This window comes from Psychroflexus longus (assembly GCF_020164595.1).
Taxonomy (GTDB): Bacteria; Bacteroidota; Bacteroidia; order Flavobacteriales; family Flavobacteriaceae; genus Psychroflexus; species Psychroflexus longus.
Window position 1 is genome coordinate 110140 of record NZ_JAIQZE010000004.1, and the last position, 19036, is coordinate 129175.

Here is a 19036-nt window from a genome sequence, read left to right on the forward strand (position 1 = left end):
TTCTAAAATCATGAATGTCAAAACATTTTCTTTATTACTTTTTTGTGTTGGTTTTTTAGCCTGTGCGCAGGAAGACACTACAATAGAAACTTTGGAAAACGATTACTCACATGAGGTAATTATCGATAACATCGATATAGCTTGGGGTATGGATTTCTTTAAAGACGGCAGCTTTTTAGTAACTTCTAAAGAGGGCCAGTTATTTTACCACAAAGACGGAAACACTTCAAAAGTTGCAGATATTCCCAATGTTTATAATCGAGGACAGGGAGGACTTTTGGATGTGAAAATTCACCCTGAATATCCAGAAAAACCTTGGATTTATTTAACTCATGCTTCCACTCAGGGAGATGAAGAAGGTGGCCATACGGCACTAGTAAGGGCAGAATTTAAAGATGGACAGGTTTCCAATATGCAGACATTATATAAAGCAGGACCAAATACTACAAAAGGTCAGCATTTTGGAAGTCGACTTGAGTTTGATAGAGATGGATATTTATTTATGTCTATCGGAGAACGTGGAGCTAGAGAAATGAACCCACAAGATATAACGAGAGATGGAGGTAAAATTTATAGATTTAATGAAGATGGATCTATTCCTGAAGACAATCCATTTTACATGTTAGAAAACTCGAAAAAAGCTATTTATTCTTACGGACATAGGAATCCTCAAGGAATGGAAATTCATCCAGAAACAGGAGAAATTTGGGTTCATGAACATGGCCCAAGAGGTGGAGATGAAATTAACATCATCAAAAAAGCTGCAAATTATGGATGGCCGATTATAAGTTATGGTATCAATTATGACGGAACAGAATTCACAGACAATACGACTATGGCAGGAATGGAGCAACCATTTTATTACTGGGTTCCTTCCATTGCGCCAAGTGGAATGACGTTCGTTACTTCAGATAAGTATCCAGAATTGAAAGGTAATTTATTAGCAGGTTCTCTTAAGTTCCAATATTTAGAGCATGTTGCTTTTGACGAAAACGGTGTTCAAAAAAGAGAAAAATTATTGGATAAGATCGGTAGAATCAGAAGTGTTGAGCAAAGCCCAGATGGTTTTATATACGTTGGAGTTGAAGGAATTGGTGTTGTGAAAATGCTGCCAAAATCTTAATTATGAAGTTATACATTATTTCCTTTTTATTCATTTTTGGTTTTTATATAAATACTGAGAAAGATGATTCTTCAATTATTTATACGCCAATCATTCAGGAAAAAGACCTTCAGCAAAGTATTAAGGATGGAAGTGCAATATATTCTGACTTTTGCATCAGGTGTCACTTAGCTAAAGGAGAAGGCGTTGATGATTTGTATCCACCATTAGCCGATTCTAATTGGCTTTCAGAAAAAAGAAAAGAAAGTATCAAATCTGTAAAATATGGTTTGAATGGTGAAATCGAAGTTAATGGAAAAACCTATAATAATAATATGTCTTCTATGGGTCTTACCGATAGAGAGGTTGCAGATGTGATGAATTATATCATAAACAATTTTGGAAATGAAAAGAGAGAACTAAAACAAGTTACTGTAAACGAAGTTTCAAATGTCACTGAAGACTAAAGAAATATTACAAATACTATAAAATTAAAACTATGAAAGCAGCACAGATCAAAGAAGCAGGAGGAGAGTTTCATATAGTAGACCTAGAGAAGCCAAAGCCAAAAGCCAATGAAGTGCTTATCAAAGTTGAAGCATGTGGAATATGCCACTCTGATGCTTTTGTAAAGGACGGAACTTTTCTAGGTCTTGAATATCCTAGAGTTCCAGGACACGAAGTTATTGGTAAAGTAGAAGCCGTTGGCGATGAAGTAAATATTTGGAAAAATAACCAAAGAGTAGGAGTAGGATGGCATGGAGGTCATTGTTTTGAGTGTGAGCAATGTCGAAGAGGAGATTTTATTGCATGTCAGAATGCCAAGGTCAGCGGGATTTCTTACGATGGAGGCTACGCAGAATACATGTGTGCTCCGCAAGAAGCTCTAGTAGCAGTTCCTGACGAATTGAGTTCAGAAGAAGCAGCTCCGTTACTTTGTGCTGGAATTACGGTGTATAATGCTTTACGAAATTCTGGTATAAAAGCAGGAGACCTTGTGGCTATACAGGGAATTGGTGGATTAGGACATTTAGCTATACAATACGCAAATAAAATGGGAATGCGAACTGTAGCCTTATCGACCAGTAATGATAAAAAAGAATTGTCAGAACAATTGGGAGCACATCATTTTATTAATGCTAAATCTGAAAATGCAGCCGAAAAACTGCAAGATCTGGGAGGTGCAAGACTTATTTTAGGAACTGCTCCAAGCGGAAAGGCAATGACATCAGTTATTGGTGGCTTGGGTGTTGACGGAGAATTATTAATGGTTGGAGCAACACCAGAAGCGGTTGAAGTTAACCCCATGGAAATGTTAATGGGAAGAAAATCTGTCAAGGGATGGCCAAGCGGTATTCCGACAGACTCTGAAGATACACTCAATTTTAGTGTGCTTTCCAATACAAAACCAATGATAGAAGAATACAAACTGGAAGATGTTAAGGAAGCATACAACAGAATGATAAATAATGAATCAAAATTTAGAGTGGTTTTAAAACCCTAATCTGATTTTAAATAGTTTCTTAAACTCCTCATTGAAAAATTAATGAGGAGTTTTTTTGTTTTGTAGAATACAGAATATAGAATCTTCTTTCTAATAATCTAATTAGTTATTGTTTTGAATAATTTTTAGTAAAACTGGCATTCTATGATTTATTTTAAGGCGAACAGTCTTTATTTTAATAATTCTTCAAATTGAAGAAAAACGACTGAATATTTTTTTCAATCAAAATAAATTAACCGTCATTTGTAAGATGTTTTAACTGTTTTTAACTAAAAATTCTTAGTCCGAAACCAAAAAAAATAAGCTATGGACGTATTAAAATTTGGAGGATCTTCAATGGGCAATACCAAAAACATAACTAAAGTTATTAATATTCTAGAGAGTTATTCCCAAAAAGAAAAAGTTGTTTGTATCGTATCAGCAGTAGGTGGAATTACGGATAAGTTACTTACAGCTGGAGAATTAGCTCTTAATAAAAATGAAGATTATATTCTTGAATTTGAAAACATTAAAGAAATTCATTATACTGTTTTATCTGAATTGATTCCTTCAGAAAATGAAGCTGCAAAACGCTATTTGGATAACGAATTAAATTATCTGAAGAATCTTTTGGATGGGATTTATCTTATCAATGAGTTGACGCCCAAAACTTCAGATAAGTTAGTAAGTTTTGGAGAATTAATGTCTTCTTTTATCATTACAGAAGCCATTAAATTAAGAGGAATCGATGCCCATAGAAAAAATGCTCAGGAGCTGATTGTAACTAACTCTATATTCACTAAGGCAGATGTCAATTATTTGGCAACCAATAAAAATATTCAAGATTTTTTCAAAAGTAATTCACATGCACTTACGATTTTACCGGGATTTGTATCAAAATCTAATATTGGAGAAATAACAACTCTTGGCCGTGGAGGTTCCGATTTTACAGCTTCCATAATTGCAGCAGCTCTCAAAGTGAAGCAATTGGAAATCTGGACGGATGTGAGTGGAATGTATACAGCCAACCCTAAACTGGTAAAACAAGCCTCACCCATAGAAGAACTGTCTTATCAAGAGGCTATGGAATTGTCACATTTTGGAGCAAAAGTTCTGTTCCCACCGACTATTCAACCTGCTTTAGATTCAGAAATCCCTATTCTGATTAAAAATACGTTGAAACCTAATGAAAAGGGAACTCTAATAAAAACTGAATCAGGAACTGATTCTAAGAAAAAGAGTGTCAGCGGAATTTCGAGTGTAGATAACATTGCTTTATTGACCTTGCAGGGAAATGGAATGATTGGTATTCCTGGCTTTTCCAAACGCTTGTTTGAAGTTTTGGCTTTAGAAAAAATCAACATTATTTTTATCACTCAGGCTTCATCAGAACATTCCATTTGCTTTGGAATTTCAGAAAATGATGCAGAACTCGCAGCAACCGCAGTAGATGAAGAGTTTGAATATGAAATTTCCACCAGAAAAATAAGACCTGTTACTGTAGAAAAAGACATGTCTATTGTCGCATTAGTGGGAGACAATATGAAAAATCACCAAGGCATTAGCGGTAAAATGTTTAGCGCTTTAGGCAAAAACAATATCAATGTAAGAGCTATTGCTCAGGGAGCTTCAGAGAAAAACATCTCTGCGGTTATCTTCAAAAAAGATGTCAAAAAAGCATTGAATTCCCTTCACGAAAGCTTCTTTGAAGTCAAAACCAAACAGCTGAATGTTTTTATCACAGGTGTTGGAAATGTAGGTGAACGCCTCCTGGCTCAAATTCATCAGCAAAACAAATTTTTAAAGAAAGAATTACACATCAATCTGAGAGTGATCGGTATTTCCAATTCTAAGAAAATGTATTTTGATGAAGATGGCATCCATCTGGAAAACTGGAAGGAATTGCTTTCCAGCGGTGAATCAGCTTCACTTGATGGATTTTTAGAAAAAACCAATGTGTTGAACAAGCGCAATAGTATTTTTATCGACATCACAGCCAGCGAAGCCGTTTCAGACATGTACGCAGATTATTTAAAGCGCAGTATTTCGGTGATTGCTTGCAATAAAATTGCGTGTTCAAGCGATTTTAAAAATTATAAAAACCTTAAAGATTTATCTAAAAAGTACAATGCGTCTTTCTTATTTGAAACCAACGTTGGCGCAGGATTACCGATTATAGATACCTTAAATAATCTGGTTGCGTCTGGAGATAAAATTACCTCAATACAAGCGGTATTATCAGGAAGCTTGAATTTTGTATTTAACAATTTTAGCAGTGAAACGAAGTTTTATGATGTGGTAAAAGAAGCTCAGGCTGAAGGCTTTACAGAACCAGATCCAAGAATCGATTTGAGTGGAGTAGATGTTGCAAGGAAAATCCTTATCCTAGCCAGAGAAAGCGGTTATGAAATGAATCTGGAAGACATTACCAACAAATCTTTCTTAACTAAAGCCAATCTTAAAAGCGATACTGTAGATGACTTTTTTGAAACGCTTGTACATGACGAAAAGCATTTTCAGGATTTATTCGCCTCAGCCCAGAAGAACAATTCTCAACTGAAATACGTAGCTCAATTTAATCTAAGAAAAACCAGTGTTGGATTGGAAGAAATTCCACAAGGACATCCGTTCTATAACCTGGAAGGAAAGGATAACATCGTAATGTTTTATTCTCAGCGTTACCCAGAACAGCCAATTATAGTGAAAGGCGCCGGAGCAGGAGCAGATGTGACAGCTTCAGGACTTTTTGCCGATATCATTCGAGTAAGCAATAGATAGAATATTTTCATAATTATAGTCATGAGTCAAAATGAATTCAACTAAAGAAGTATATATATTTTCACCCGGAACTGTCTCCAACGTGTCATGTGGATTTGATGTTTTAGGGTTTTGCCTGGAAACCGTTGGCGATAAGATGGTTGTGAGAACCTCGCCTCAAAAAGGCATCCGAATAACAAAAATTGAAGGCTTTGACTTGCCTTTTGAAACCGACAAAAACGTAGCTGGCGTTTCAGCGCAAGCACTCATTGATGATTTAAAACCAGATGTTGGTTTTGAAATTGAAATCTACAAGCACATCAAACCCGGAAGTGGAATTGGAAGTAGTGCCGCGAGTGCTGCAGGTAGTGTTTTTGCTATCAACGAGCTGATGGGCAAACCGTATGATAAAACTCAACTCACTCAATTTGCGATGAAAGGCGAAGCAGTAGCCAGCCAAAGCGAACATGCCGATAATCTCGCCCCTGCTATTTTTGGAGGATTTACCTTAGTCAAAAGTCTAAGTCCCTTAGAGATTTTAAAACTTCCGGTCCCAGATGAGCTGTACGCGACCATTATTCATCCACAGATCGAAATCAAAACCGCTGAAGCTCGCGCTATTTTACCAAAAATGGTGTCTATGCAACAGGGCATTTTACAATGGTCTAACGTCGGAAGTTTAGTCCATGCTTTGCACACAGAAGACTACGAACTTCTCAAGCGATCTCTTCACGATGCGATTGTTGAGCCTCATCGAAGTCAGCTTATTCCTCATTTTAATGAGATCAAAAAGGCGACTCTGGAATGTGGAGCACTCGGCACGGGAATTTCCGGTTCAGGTCCTTCTATTTTCACCTTATCCAAAGGGGAATCTACAGCAAAAGCAGTAGAGCAAGCCATGAGAAAAGTCTATGAAAACAAATCAATTGATTTTGAGACTTATGTTTCAAAAGTTAATCCAGAAGGTATTAAAGTCATAAATTCTTAGCCAATGAACTTTTATTCACTCAACAAGAAAGCTCCCCAGGCTACATTCGAAGAAGCTGTCGTCAAAGGACTGGCGCCAGATAAGGGACTTTATTTTCCAATTTCAATCGAACCGCTTCCCAGCTCATTTTTTGAGAATATCAAGGATTTGTCTTACAACGACATCGCTTTTGAAGCCATTTGTCAATTTGTAAGTCCGGAAATTCCAGATAATGAGCTTAAACACATCATTTCTGAAACGCTCAACTTCGATTTTCCTGTTGTTAAACTGGATGAGAAACTATCATCACTTGAACTTTTTCATGGCCCAACCATGGCCTTCAAGGATGTGGGAGCCCGATTCATGTCCAGATGTCTTCGGTTTTTCAATTCCAAAGAACAAAAAGACATGACGGTACTGGTAGCGACTTCTGGAGACACAGGTGGCGCTGTAGCCAATGGTTTTCTTGGTGTCAAAGGCGTCAAAGTGGTTATTTTGTACCCAAAAGGCAAGGTGAGTAAAGTTCAGGAAAAACAGCTCACTACTTTAGGACAAAACATCACAGCTCTGGAAGTTGATGGCGTTTTCGACGACTGTCAGGACATGGTGAAAACCGCTTTTCTGGATCAAAGCATAACCGATCACGTTCAGATCACCTCTGCCAATTCTATTAATGTGGCGCGTTGGTTACCGCAAATGTTTTATTTCTTCTTTGCTTATAAGCAGCTGCATCAGCAGCACAAAAACATTGTGTTTTCTGTGCCAAGCGGCAATTTTGGAAACATTTGCGCGGGGTTCATGGCTCAACAATTAGGCCTGCCGATTTATCATTTCATCGCTGCTAATAATGAAAATCAGGTGGTGACTGAGTATCTCAAAACCGAAAATTATTCGCCAAAACCAACGGTTCAGACCATCAGTAATGCGATGGATGTTGGGAATCCGAGTAATTTTATCAGGATCCAGGAAATTTTCAAAAACGAATTCAAGGATTTGAAAAGCAATTTATCTTCGAGCAGTTATACCGACGAGGAAACTCGAGTAGGACTCAAGGAACTTTATAAAAAATACAATTATATCGCAGATCCGCATGGCGCGATCGGTTATTTGGCGGCCAAAGACTATCAGAAAACCCATCCGGACACACATTGTGTTTTTCTGGAAACCGCACACCCCACCAAGTTTTTGGATACGGTAGAAGCGGCTATTCAGACCAAAGTTGATCTACCACCTCAAATTAAAGCCGTTATTGATCAGGAGAAAAAATCCATTGAGATTTCTACGTATGAGGAGTTGAAATCTATATTATTGAAAAATTAATTCTTTATTTTCTGCTGATTTTGCTTCTGTAAATTTTAATGTTTCAAGACATCAAACTTAATATTTAAAGTTCATTTGATCTTACGTTTTGAGTTTTAGATTCAACTGAAGCTTATAAGAGAGCTTCGCAAGTTGGGATAATCACTAAACATTATATAAAATCCGAATTTTTTTCAGAACTGACTATCCCAAGATATATAGTTTAAATAGCTGATTTAAAAACACTTATCTATTTATTGCTGACATTGGATTTAACAGGTGATTTTTCAAAGTGGGATCTAAGCTACAGTCAATTTTTAGTTTTGGTACTTTATAATGTAAGCATTTTATGGAATTGAATAAATATAGCAAAACGGTAACCCAGGACCCAACTCAACCTGCGGCTCAAGCTATGCTACATGCTATAGGTTTAACCAAGGAAGACTTTTTTAAACCAATCATAGGGATTGCCAGTACTGGATACGAAGGAAATCCTTGTAATATGCACCTCAATGATTTAGCAAAATTGGCTAAACAAGGCACAGCAAACGAAGATATCGTAGGATTAATTTTTAACACTATCGGGGTAAGTGATGGCATTTCTATGGGGACGCCTGGGATGCGCTATTCCTTACCCTCACGAGATATTATTGCCGATTCTATGGAAACGGTTGTTCAAGCCATGAGTTATGACGGTTTAATAACTGTTGTGGGTTGTGATAAAAATATGCCTGGTGCACTTATAGCAATGATTCGATTGAACAGACCTTGTATCATGATTTATGGTGGAACAATAGATTCTGGATGTCATAATGGTAAGAAATTAGACGTTGTTTCAGCTTTTGAGGCCTGGGGAAGCAAGGTTGCGGGAACTATGCCAGAAGAAGAGTACGAGAGTATTGTAGAAAAAGCTTGCCCTGGCGCTGGAGCTTGCGGTGGAATGTACACAGCCAATACCATGGCTTCCTCTATTGAAGCATTGGGAATGACATTGCCGTACAATTCGTCTAACCCAGCTTTGAGCCCACAGAAAAAAGATGAATCCGTAAAAGCTGGAGAGGCTTTAAGGGTTTTATTAGAAAAGGACATCAAGCCTTCAGACATCATCACCAGAAAATCTTTAGAAAACGCCATTCGGTTGGTCACCATTTTGGGAGGATCAACCAATGCAGTTTTGCATTTTTTGGCGATTGCCAGAGCGGCACAAATTGATTTCACCTTATCTGATTTTCAGAAAATTAGTGACAATACGCCATTTTTAGCGGATTTGAAACCCAGCGGAAAATACCTCATGGAAGATCTGCACAAAGTTGGTGGAATTCCAGCTGTTCTAAAATATTTACTCAAAAAAGGATTGCTTCACGGAGATTGCATGACCGTAACGGGCAAGACTTTGGCCGAAAACCTCTTGGAGGTGAAAGATCTAAAAGAAGGTCAGGAAGTGATAAAGTCAATCGAAGATCCTATTAAAATCTCCGGACATCTAAGGATGCTATTCGGAAACTTGGCTGAGGAAGGAAGCGTTGCTAAAATCACTGGAAAGGAAGGATTGAAATTTAGAGGAAAAGCCAAGGTTTTTGAAAGTGAATATGAAGCCAACGATGGCATCAGAGATGGAAAAGTTCAGAAAGGAGACGTCGTTGTGATTCGCTATGAAGGACCGAAAGGAGGACCTGGGATGCCGGAAATGCTAAAGCCTACGGCTGCCATTATGGGAGCAGGACTCGGTAAAGATGTCGCTTTGATTACTGATGGACGCTTTTCTGGAGGAACTCATGGATTTGTAGTTGGTCATATCACCCCCGAGGCTCAGGAAGGCGGGACTTTATCGCTTGTAGAGGAAGGCGATATGATCACTATAAATGCAGAAACCAATACTATTACTCTGGAGGTTTCTGATGAGGAATTGAAAAAAAGAAAACAAGATTGGAAAGCGCCAGAATTAAAATTTAAAAGAGGAGTGCTTTTTAAATATGCAAGAATGGTCAATTCAGCTTCAAAAGGTTGTGTGACTGACGAATTTTAAAAATGAAAAATAAATAATTGTAGTGTTGAATTAATTGAAAACCATGCCGTATGAAAGAAATTGTGACCTTAGAAAAAGAAACTGCAACCAGCGTTAAAGAAAAAATATCAGGAAGTGAGGCTGTAATTAAATGTTTACTGGCAGAAGGGGTGGAAACTTTGTACGGATACCCTGGTGGCGCTATTATGCCAGTTTATGATCAATTGCATCACTATCAGGATCAACTTCATCATGTGTTGGCTCGCCACGAACAAGGCGCCATTCATGCTGCTCAGGGCTATGCAAGAATTTCAGGTAAAGTTGGTGTAGTAATAGCAACCTCAGGACCCGGAGCTACCAATCTTGTTACAGGAATTGCTGATGCACAGATTGACTCTACGCCATTAGTCTGCATAACAGGACAAGTCAATTCTAAGCTATTGGGAAGTGATGCTTTCCAGGAAACAGATATTGTAGGCATTTCTACACCAGTGACCAAATGGAATCATCAAATCACCAAAGCTTCAGATATACCTGAAGTCTTGGCCAAAGCTTTTTATATCGCCAAAAGTGGACGACCTGGACCGGTTTTAATTGATATTACAAAAGATGTTCAATTTGAAGAGTTTGATTTTTCATATCAAAAATGTTTACAAATACGAAGCTATCAGCCTGTACCTGTTGCTGATGAGGTAAAAATACAAGAGGCTGCAGCATTAATTAATTCAGCTAAAAAACCTCTGATTGTTTGGGGTCAAGGCGTGATTTTAAGCGAAGCTGAAGCCATCTTCAAAACTATGGTTGAAAAATCGGGAATTCCAGCGGCATGGACAATTCTGGGAGCTTCCGCTTTACCGACTTCTCATCCTCTCAATGTGGGCATGGTTGGGATGCATGGGAATTACGGCCCTAATGTATTGACCAATGAATGCGATGTGCTCATCGCTATTGGGATGCGTTTCGATGATCGAGTGACGGGAAACCTGAATTTTTACGCTAAACAGGCTAAAGTCATTCATTTTGAAATTGATCCCGCTGAGGTGGATAAAAATGTTAAAGCCGATATTCCAGTTATTGGAGATGCAAAAGCTAGTTTGACACAGCTTTTACCTTATTTAAAAGAAAAAAAACATGCAGATTGGTATCAGCGTTTTAAAGACTTATATGCTATTGAATACGATAAAGTAATCAAAAAGGATCTTCATCCTACCAAAGAAGGATTAACGATGGGTGAAGTGATCAAGGAAATTAATTTGCAAAGCAAAGGAAACGCTGCTATCGTAAGTGATGTTGGTCAGCACCAGATGATTGCCTGTCGCTATTCCGATTTTAATATGACCAAAAGTAATATCACTTCGGGTGGTTTAGGAACAATGGGATTTGCACTGCCAGCTGCTATTGGTGCTAAAATGGCAGCCCCGGAGCGTGACGTTGTCGCTGTGATTGGTGACGGAGGCTACCAAATGACCATTCAGGAATTAGGAACTGTTTTTCAGCAAAGAATTCCGCTTAAAATTGTGGTACTCAATAACGAGTTTTTAGGAATGGTAAGGCAGTGGCAACAGTTGTTTTTTGACAAGCGTTATGCTTCAACCGAAATGACAAATCCAGATTTTGTTGCTATTGCAAAGGGCTATTACATAGATGCCAAAAAAGTTACTAAGCGATCTGAATTGAATTCATCCGTCAAAGAAATGATGGAAACCGATGGCCCCTACTTTTTAGAAGTTTGTGTAGAAAAAGAAGGGAATGTGTTTCCTATGGTTCCGGCGGGAGCAAGTGTTTCAGATATAAGATTAGAATGATATGGAAGAAAATAAACCTTATACAATTTCAATTTACACTGAAAATAATATTGGATTACTGAATCGTATTTCGGCTATTTTTCAACGCCGACACATCAATATTGAAAGCATCAATTCTTCAGTTTCTGAAATCGAGAACATTTCAAAATGGACCATTGTTGTGGAGCTAACTGAAGACCGAATGAAGAAAATTATCGGTCAGATAGAAAAGCAAGTAGAAGTGATCAAGGCTTACTATCACAGAGATGATGAGATCATTTACCAGGAATCTTGCTTATTCAAAATAAAATCAGAATTGTTGTTTGAAGAGCGGCAAATTCAAAATATAATCAAAGAGAGCAATGCGAATATTGTCACAGTGAATAAGGAGTTTTTTGTGCTTGAAAAATCGGGAAGGGCAGAAGAAATTACCCTTCTTTACAGAGAGTTAAAACTCTTTGGAATCATGCAGTTTACCAGATCTGGACGTATTGCTGTCTCTAAAGAAGAAATGAAAATAAGTACAATGCTTGAAGCATTTTCAAATTAAATTATTTACACATGTCAAATTATTTCAACTCATTATCCTTACGTCAGAAGTTAGAGCAACTCAGTAAATGTAGATTCATGCACTCCTCAGAATTTGAGGAAGGTTTGAAAGCTTTGAAAGATAAAAAAATTGTCATTATAGGATGTGGCGCACAAGGTCTGAATCAGGGTTTGAACATGAGAGATTCTGGCTTGGATATTTCCTATGCCTTGCGTCAGGCTGCAATTGATGAACAACGCGAGTCTTATAAAAGTGCTACCAAAAATAACTTCAAAGTAGGCACATATCAAGAACTAGTGCCGGAAGCAGACTTGGTGTTGAACCTTACTCCAGATAAGCAACATTCCAATGTCATTAAATCGGTGATGCCTTATATGAAAAAAGGATCGACTTTAAGTTATTCTCATGGTTTCAATATCGTGGAAGAGGGCATGAAAATAAGAGAAGATATCAGTGTCATTATGGTAGCGCCGAAGTGCCCAGGAACTGAAGTTAGACAGGAGTATAAAAGAGGATTTGGTGTACCCACACTTATTGCGGTGCATCCGGAAAATGACCCTGAAAACAAGGGTTTTGAGCAAGCCAAAGCCTATGCGGTAGCTACTGGTGGACATAGAGCTGGAGTTTTGGAGTCTTCCTTTGTTGCTGAAGTGAAAAGTGATTTAATGGGGGAACAAACTATTCTTTGTGGGCTGTTACAAACCGGAGCTATTTTGTCTTTTGATAAAATGATAGAGGATGGCGTGGAGCCTGGTTACGCCGCCAAATTGATTCAATTTGGATGGGAAACCATTACCGAAGCATTGAAGCATGGAGGTATTACCAATATGATGGATAGGTTATCCAATCCTGCAAAAATCAAAGCTTTTGAGCTTTCTGAAGAATTAAAGTCCATCCTGAAGCCTTTGTTTGAAAAGCATATGGATGATATCATCTCAGGTCATTTTTCTAAAACGATGATGGAAGATTGGGCAAATGACGATGCCAACCTTTTGAAATGGAGAGCTGAAACTGGTGAAACTGCTTTTGAAAAAACAGAACTGACTTCAGATCACATCAAAGAGCAGGAGTATTTTGATCAAGGAGTTTTACTTGTGGCCTTTGTGAAATCTGGTGTTGAGCTGGCTTATGAAACCATGGTAAGTGCAGGTATTATTGAAGATTCAGCCTATTATGAATCACTTCACGAATTACCTTTAATCGCAAACACTATAGCTAGGAAGAAGTTATTTGAAATGAATCGGGTAATTTCGGATACTGCAGAATATGGATGTTATTTATTCGATCACGCAGCCAAACCCCTTTTGGAAGACTTTATGAAGTCAGTAGATACTTCGGTTATTGGAAAAGATTTTGCAGAAGGCAATGCTGTTGATAACCTTGAATTGATTGGCGTCAACGAGAAAATAAGAAATCATCCTATAGAAAAAGTTGGAAGGCGATTAAGAACCGCAATGGTGGCCATGAAAGCGCTAAAGACAGAATCCAAAGAAAAAGTAACTTTATAAAATGGAAGTAGAAACTGCATATTTACCAAAACTCGAAGACATAAGAAAAGCTGCAAAAAACCTTGAAGGAGTTGCTATTATATCTCCCTTGAGTAAAAATTTGCGCTATTCCAAACAATATGAGTCCAATGTATTTTTCAAAAGAGAAGACTTACAACAAGTTCGTTCTTATAAAATAAGAGGAGCTTATAACAAAATGTCTTCTCTTTCTAATGAAGAAATGAGAAATGGAATCGTTTGTGCAAGTGCAGGCAATCATGCGCAAGGCGTTGCTATTTCCTGTAAAATTCTAAAGGTTAAGGGTTTTATTTACATGCCTTCACCAACGCCAAAACAAAAAATTGAACAGGTGAAAATGTTTGGTGAAGAATTTATTGAAATTGTTTTAGTCGGAGATAGTTTTGATGATGCGTATGCATCTGCAATGCAACAATGTGAGGATGAGGGGATGACGTTTATTCATCCTTTCAACGATCCAAAAGTGATTGAAGGACAAGCCACTGTAGGTTTGGAAATCTTAAATCAATCTGGTGATGATAAAATCGATTTTGTATTTCTGCCAGTAGGAGGAGGAGGTTTGGCTTCTGGCTTGTCCTCTGTTTTTAAAGAATTGTCGCCAAGTACCAAGATTATAGGCGTGGAGCCCAAAGGTGCCCCGTCGATGTCTAATTCGATGAAAAATGACAAAAACATAGCTTTAGGTACGATTGAAAATTTTGTTGATGGTGCTGCAGTAAAGCGCGTTGGAGATTTAACTTTTTTGATAGCTAAAGAGAATCTTCATGACATGATTACTGTCGATGAAGGACATATTTGTCAAACGATTCTTGACCTTTATAATAAAGAAGCCATCGTGGCCGAGCCCGCTGCTGCATTGAGTATTGCAGCTTTGGAGCACTATGCTGAAGACATCAAAGGAAAAAATGTAGTCTGCATCATCAGTGGTAGCAATAACGATATTACAAGAACTGCTGAAATTAAAGAACGAGCGATGCTTTATGCCAACCTGAAGCATTATTTTATTGTGAAGTTTCCACAAAGAGCCGGAGCTCTACGGCAATTTGTGGTTGAGATTTTAGGACCAACAGATGACATTACTTATTTCCAGTATACCAAGAAAACCAACAGAGAGAATGGGGCTGCTGTGGTAGGATTGGAGCTTAAATCTCAATCGGATTTTGACCCACTTGTCAAAAGAATGAAAGACAACAAGTTTTATGGAGACTATTTGAATAACAAACCAGATTTGTTTCAATTCTTGGTTTAACTTAAAATAATTCATCAATTAATTGAATTTAAGCTTGTTATATGAATTATTAAATTATATTTGAATATGATTATAACTCAAAATATTGTTGTTTTAAGCATCCAGCCCACTAGGATGTATCGCCGCCTTTAGTTTTTACTTCTAAAAACAAACTAGCGTCTCACAACAATTTTATTTATTTTGAAAATACCAAATTCATATTTCGACTTTTTAAATTATATCAATCATCTATCTGATATAATCTTTTGCATTTCAATTCTTCGCCGCCCTTAGGGGCTATGTCACTCTATAGAACTTAGATGAGTTCGGTTCTCTTCTCAAAAATTTCACTTTTTTCTTTAAACTATTAAAATCCAGGGCAATGAAGATTGTTATTGCTGATGAAACTCATGCGATTTACGCCGAAACCATTTGTGCTACCATTGAGGAAGCTGCAAAAGTTAGGGGAACGGGTATTGCCCGGCGCCAGCCAGATTATATCATTTCTAAGATGGAAAAAGGCAATGCTGTTATTGCTTTGGAAGGCGAAAAATTTGCTGGATTTTGCTACATCGAAGCCTGGAGTCATAACAAATTTGTGGCGAATTCAGGGTTGATTGTTCATCCAGATTATCGGGATCAGGGTTTAGCCAAAAAGATAAAAAAGAAAATTTTTGATCACTCCAGGCAAAAATTCCCAGATGCTAAAATCTTTAGTATTACGACTGGACTCGCTGTGATGAAAATGAATAGTGACTTGGGGTATCGACCTGTAACCTTTTCAGAATTAACAGATGATCAGTCGTTTTGGAATGGTTGCCAAACTTGCAAAAACTATGATGTTTTGCAACGAACCAATCAAAAAATGTGTTTCTGCACAGGGATGTTATACGATTCAAATCAAAAGAAAGAGTCTTCTGGCAAAAGAAAGCCATTTGATCAAAAAATCTGGAAACGTTTAAAAAACATAAAGTTGTCAATTTTAAAAAAGACCAAATCATGAAAAAATTAGTTTTAGCCTATAGTGGAGGTTTAGACACGTCATACTGCGCTTTGAGTTTATCTAAAGCTGGATACGATGTTCATGCTGTAAGTGTTAATACAGGAGGATTTTCTTCAGAAGACATCAAAGAAATTGAAGTAAAAGCACTTAAAATGGGAGTTTTATCTTACCATAATATCGATGCTGTAGAATCATATTACGACAAAGTTATTAAGTATCTGATATACGGGAATGTCTTAAAAAACAATACCTATCCTTTATCTGTGAGTGCAGAACGAATTATCCAGGCGGTAGAAATTATTAAATATGCTAAAAGTGTTGGTGCTCAATACATTGCTCATGGTAGTACTGGTGCGGGTAATGATCAGGTTCGGTTCGATATGATTTTTCAAACCTTAGCGCCAGAAATCGAAATCATTACACCCATTAGAGATCAAAAGTTATCTAGACAAGAAGAAATTGATTATTTAAAATCTCATCAAGTCGACATGTCATGGGATAAAGCAAAATACTCTATCAACAAAGGTTTATGGGGAACCAGTGTAGGAGGTGAGGAAACTTTGACGTCTCACAAGGCTTTGCCTAAAGCTGCTTATCCATCTCAATTAAAGAAAAAAGGAAAAGAAAAGCTTGAACTCACATTTGCGAAAGGTGAAGTGGTTGCGGTGAATGGTGAAAAGTATGACAAGGTCTCTCTCATTAAAAAAGTGGAAGAGATAGCTTCTGCATTTGCTATTGGTCGAGACATTCATGTTGGAGACACGATTGTTGGCATCAAAGGGCGTGTGGGTTTTGAAGCTGCTGCAGCTCTGACTATCATAAAGGCACATCATTTACTAGAAAAACACACGCTCACCAAATGGCAGCTTCAGCATAAAGAGTTTCTATCTAATTATTATGGTATGCATTTGCACGAAGGTTTATACCTCGAACCTGTGATGAGAGATATTGAAGCTTTTTTGGAAAGCAGCCAAAAAAATGTATCTGGAAAAGTTACACTTGAACTCAAGCCATACCATTTTACCTTAGAAGGGGTGACATCAGATCACGATCTTATGAATGCTAAATTCGGAAGTTATGGCGAAATTAATTCGGGATGGACGGCACAGGAGGCCAAAGGGTTTATCAAACTCTTCGCCAATTCGACGAAAATTTTTCATCAAGTAAACTCAGAATTATGATACAAGTTGGAATTATAGGAGGAGCAGGGTATACCGCTGGAGAGCTGATTAGATTGTTATTGAATCATCCACAGGCTCATTTGGATTTCATTTTCAGTACCTCTAATGCAGGGAATTTTGTTCATCAAGTTCATCAGGATTTAGTTGGAACCACAGACTTGAAATTTTCTTCTGAAATAAATTCAGAAATAGATGTTGTGTTTTTATGTTTAGGTCATGGAAATTCTAAAGCCTTTTTAGAAAAGAATAAATTTTCTGATCAAACTAAAATCATCGACCTCAGCAATGACTTTAGACTAAAAACTTCCGCCAAATTTCAAGGTAAAACTTTTGTATATGGTCTTCCAGAAGTCAATAAAACAGCTATCAAATCAGCTAATTTTATTGCCAATCCAGGATGTTTTGCATCGGCTATTCAGCTTGCATTATTGCCTCTCGCTAAAGCACATCTTTTGCAAAAAGATGTTCATGTGAATGCGGTGACGGGAGCCACAGGTGCAGGAACATCGCCATCAGCCACAACCCATTTTGCCTGGAGAGACAATAATTTTTCGTCCTACAAAGTGTTTTCACATCAACATCTGGATGAAATCTCAGAAATCTTGATAGCACTTCAAAGTCAATTCAATCACGACATCAATTTCATTCCAAACCGAGGAAATTTTTCAAGAGGAATTTTCGCCTCTTGTTACACACATTTTGAAGGAACTCTGCAAGAAGCCAAGATGATTTATGAAAAATTTTATGATGATGCATGTTTTACAATTGTATTAGATCAGGAAATTCACCTAAAACAAGTGGTGAATACAAACAACTGTTTACTGCATCTCCAAAAGCACAAAGACAAACTTTTAATTACTTCCGTTCTAGATAATCTTTTGAAAGGGGCTTCCGGTCAAGCCATTCAGAATATGAATCTGATGTTTGGTCTTGATGAGGCAATGGGATTGAAACTAAAAGCAAATTATTTTTAAAATTCAAAATTATGAGTCTATTTGACGTTTATCCCTTGTATGATGTCACGCCTGTAAAAGCTAAAGACGTTCATGTTTATGATGACCAAGGTGTGGAGTATTTGGATTTATACGGCGGTCATGCAGTTATTTCTATTGGGCATTCTCATCCGGAATATGTAAAAGGACTTTCGGGTCAGTTGCAAAATATCGGATTTTATAGCAATGCTGTTCAAAATCCTTTGCAAGTGCAACTTGCAGAGAAACTAGAGGAAGTTTCAAAATGCAAAGATTATCAATTATTTCTATGTAGTTCTGGAGCTGAAGCCAATGAGAATGCTTTAAAACTGGCTTCGTTTCATACAAAAAAGCATAGAGTGTTAGCCTTCAAAAACTCGTTTCATGGGAGGACATCAGCAGCAGTTGCTGCTACCGATAATCAAAAAATTATTTCTCCATTAAATGCTCAACAGCAAGTTGATTTTGTTGAATTGGGTGACCTTGAAACTGTAGAATCTATTTTAAAACAGAACGAAACCTGTGCTGTTATCCTGGAAACCATTCAAGGAGTTGGAGGTTTGGATGAAGCTTGTCTTGGTTTTCATCAAGGTTTAGAATTATTATGCAATAAGTATAATACTTGCCTTATTGCCGATGAAGTGCAGTCCGGCTTTGGTAGGTCTGGTGATTTTTTTGCATTTCAAAAGTATGGGATACAGCCAGATATTATTTCTATGGCTAAAGGTATGGGGAATGGGTTTCCAGTAGGAGGCATTTTGATTCATCCCAAAATCAAAGCCTCTTTTGGATTGCTGGGAACTACTTTTGGTGGGAATCATTTGGCTTGTCAGGCAGTCTTATCGGTTTTGAAAGTCATTGAAAATGAAAACCTTAAGGCTAATGCTAGAGAATTGTCAGCTTATTTTAAAAAAAAGGCAACATCAATTTCTGGTCTAAAATTTTTTAAGGGCAGAGGACTCATGTTAGGTCTGGAATTTGACTTTCCAGTAACTGAACTGAGAAAAAATCTACTCTTCAATCAACGTATGTTCACTGGAAGTTCTAAAAACCCGAATCTTATCAGAATTCTGCCACCTTTAACTATTCAAAAATTACATTTAGATCGCTTTTTTGAGGCTCTTCAAGTGGAATTGAATCATCTCAATATCAATTAAACGCCTATTAAATTCCTGTTTAC

The 19036-nt window shown here is 37.4% G+C and carries 15 protein-coding genes; all 15 read left to right on the forward strand.

Annotation, left to right across the window (positions count from 1 at the left end; translation table 11 throughout):
* The first annotated feature begins 10 nt into the window (after positions 1-10).
* The 15 genes from LB452_RS05515 to LB452_RS05585 all read left to right on the forward strand — a co-directional run bounded on the left by LB452_RS05515 (position 11) and on the right by LB452_RS05585 (position 19013).
* Complete coding sequence (locus LB452_RS05515; RefSeq protein ID WP_224460732.1) at positions 11-1123, forward strand: PQQ-dependent sugar dehydrogenase; 1113 nt, start codon at positions 11-13, stop codon at positions 1121-1123.
* Positions 1124-1125: 2 nt separating this feature from the next.
* Positions 1126-1569 carry a c-type cytochrome gene (locus LB452_RS05520; RefSeq protein ID WP_224460733.1) on the forward strand — a complete coding sequence of 148 codons (444 nt, stop codon included), beginning with the start codon at positions 1126-1128 and terminating at the stop codon, positions 1567-1569.
* 32 nt (positions 1570-1601) lie between these two features.
* Positions 1602-2606, forward strand: a complete 1005-nt coding sequence (locus LB452_RS05525) for an alcohol dehydrogenase (RefSeq protein ID WP_224460734.1) — start codon at positions 1602-1604, stop codon at positions 2604-2606.
* A 306-nt stretch (positions 2607-2912) separates the two neighbouring features.
* Positions 2913-5363 carry a bifunctional aspartate kinase/homoserine dehydrogenase I gene (gene thrA / locus LB452_RS05530; protein ID WP_224460735.1) on the forward strand — a complete coding sequence of 817 codons (2451 nt, stop codon included), beginning with the start codon at positions 2913-2915 and terminating at the stop codon, positions 5361-5363.
* A gap of 31 nt (positions 5364-5394) precedes the next feature.
* Positions 5395-6330, forward strand: a complete 936-nt coding sequence (locus LB452_RS05535) for a homoserine kinase (protein ID WP_224460736.1) — start codon at positions 5395-5397, stop codon at positions 6328-6330.
* A 3-nt stretch (positions 6331-6333) separates the two neighbouring features.
* Complete coding sequence (gene thrC, locus LB452_RS05540; protein ID WP_224460737.1) at positions 6334-7629, forward strand: threonine synthase; 1296 nt, start codon at positions 6334-6336, stop codon at positions 7627-7629.
* 328 nt (positions 7630-7957) lie between these two features.
* Positions 7958-9634, forward strand: a complete 1677-nt coding sequence (ilvD, locus tag LB452_RS05545; protein ID WP_224460738.1) for a dihydroxy-acid dehydratase — start codon at positions 7958-7960, stop codon at positions 9632-9634.
* Between the two features lie 50 nt (positions 9635-9684).
* Complete coding sequence (ilvB, locus tag LB452_RS05550) at positions 9685-11418, forward strand: biosynthetic-type acetolactate synthase large subunit (RefSeq protein ID WP_224460739.1); 1734 nt, start codon at positions 9685-9687, stop codon at positions 11416-11418.
* 1 nt (position 11419) lies between these two features.
* Positions 11420-11947, forward strand: coding sequence for an acetolactate synthase small subunit (gene ilvN, locus LB452_RS05555; RefSeq protein WP_224460740.1), 528 nt, complete (start codon positions 11420-11422; stop codon positions 11945-11947).
* Between the two features lie 11 nt (positions 11948-11958).
* The gene (gene ilvC, locus LB452_RS05560; RefSeq protein ID WP_224460741.1) at positions 11959-13455 is read left to right on the forward strand and encodes a ketol-acid reductoisomerase; all 1497 of its coding nucleotides are present in this window, start codon (positions 11959-11961) and stop codon (positions 13453-13455) included.
* A 1-nt stretch (position 13456) separates the two neighbouring features.
* Positions 13457-14722 (forward strand): threonine ammonia-lyase, encoded by a 1266-nt coding sequence (gene ilvA, locus LB452_RS05565; RefSeq protein WP_224460742.1) that lies wholly within the window; start codon positions 13457-13459, stop codon positions 14720-14722.
* A gap of 361 nt (positions 14723-15083) precedes the next feature.
* Positions 15084-15704 (forward strand): GNAT family N-acetyltransferase, encoded by a 621-nt coding sequence (locus LB452_RS05570; RefSeq protein WP_224460743.1) that lies wholly within the window; start codon positions 15084-15086, stop codon positions 15702-15704.
* The gene (gene argG, locus LB452_RS05575) at positions 15701-16885 is read left to right on the forward strand and encodes an argininosuccinate synthase (RefSeq protein ID WP_224460744.1); all 1185 of its coding nucleotides are present in this window, start codon (positions 15701-15703) and stop codon (positions 16883-16885) included. The genes LB452_RS05570 and argG overlap by 4 nt, the downstream gene beginning before the upstream one ends.
* Positions 16882-17859, forward strand: coding sequence for an N-acetyl-gamma-glutamyl-phosphate reductase (gene argC / locus LB452_RS05580; RefSeq protein ID WP_224460745.1), 978 nt, complete (start codon positions 16882-16884; stop codon positions 17857-17859). Before argG ends, argC begins: the two co-directional genes overlap by 4 nt.
* 11 nt (positions 17860-17870) lie before the next feature.
* On the forward strand, positions 17871-19013 hold the full coding sequence (locus LB452_RS05585) for an aspartate aminotransferase family protein (protein ID WP_224460746.1): 1143 nt from the start codon (positions 17871-17873) through the stop codon (positions 19011-19013).
* The last annotated feature ends 23 nt before the right edge of the window (positions 19014-19036 follow it).